Origin of the sequence: Photorhabdus noenieputensis (assembly GCF_018448935.1) — a bacterium.
GTDB lineage: Bacteria > Pseudomonadota > Gammaproteobacteria > Enterobacterales > Enterobacteriaceae > Photorhabdus > Photorhabdus noenieputensis.
Map to the genome: position 1 here is coordinate 1 of NZ_RCWC01000121.1, position 1,304 is coordinate 1,304.

Annotated in this window: 1 protein-coding gene; it reads left to right on the top strand. The window is 50.8% G+C overall.

Annotation, left to right across the window (positions count from 1 at the left end; all coding sequences use genetic code 11):
• Positions 1-105 precede the first annotated feature (105 nt).
• The coding region (tssI, locus tag EAE91_RS23440) for a type VI secretion system tip protein TssI/VgrG (protein WP_244869020.1) at positions 106-1,304 on the top strand (1,199 nt) is incomplete at its 3' end.

Here is a 1,304-nt window from a genome sequence, read left to right on the forward strand (position 1 = left end):
AACAGACCGGCGCTATTTAAAAGAGCCGCTTGTAATGGCTCGTTTAATAGCCTCCTGCGTTATCCCCGTTTCAGGATAATGGTTCAATTATGTAGGGTTTCAAATATGGATGGATTAGTTTTCACCTGCCGAATTGGCGCACTGCCTCAAACCACTTTTCAGGTAGCGCAATTTACTTTACAGGAAGAGCTGTCGCAGCTTTATCGCCTGACGTTAAAGGTGGTGAGCTCACGTGACGATATTCCCCTGAATGAACAACTGGGGGACAGCGCGTCACTGACCATTACCCGCAATGGCATCACCGAACGGACCATTAATGGCATGATAACCGGCGCTGAACAGGGTAATACCGATGGCCGTCGCACTTTTTATATTTTCACTGTCCGCCCCAAAATGTGGCTGATGACGCTCAATCAGGACAGCCGTATTTTCCATCGGAAGTCAGTACCGGAAATCTTAACGATCTTGCTTAAAGAGCATTATATTTTCTTTGCCCGCGATACGCTCTATAAACGCCATGCCGATCGGGAATACACCACGCAAAAACGCGAATCCGCCTATGATTTTTGGTGCCGTCTGGCGGCGGAAGAGGGCATTATCTTCTGGTTTGAGGAAAAACAGACGTTGTTTTGTGATTGCCGCCTGGGCATGCAGGCGGATATCGATCTGACTTACAATACGCATCCTGAAACGGACGAGACCGATACCACGGCGTACCAGTGGAGTTATGGCGAATACCTGTGCTCGAATGGCACGGTCCAGAAAGACCATAACTTTCTTAACCCCAAATATTCGCTTGAACATCAGAAGCAATCCGACGATAGCGGGCACCATTCGGTGTTTGAAAGTTACGGGCGTTTCCAGTGGGACGAGGAAGGAAAACCTTTTACCCAATTGCGGCTGGAGCAGTTACGAAACTACAGTAAAGTCGGTACCGCCAAAACCAACTGTATCCGGCTTCGGCCGGGCAAAATTTTTACCCTGCAATCCCATCCCATAGAGGCCATGAACGACCGCTGGCAGTTAATCTCTGTCACGCATCATGGGTGGCAACCTGTCGCATCAGACGACGGGGGCGAAGGAACAACACTGACCAACGAGGTCGCCTTTATTCCCGGAAACCAGGACTGGCGGCCCCCTTACCGCTACAAACCGCTGGCGGACGGTGATGAAGTCGCCACGGTGGTCGGGGTGGGAAGCGAAGAGATTTATGTGAACGAACACGGCGCGATACGGATTCATTTCCACTGGAACCGCTACGATAAAGCGGACGACAACGCGTCTTGTTGGGTACGGGTGGCACA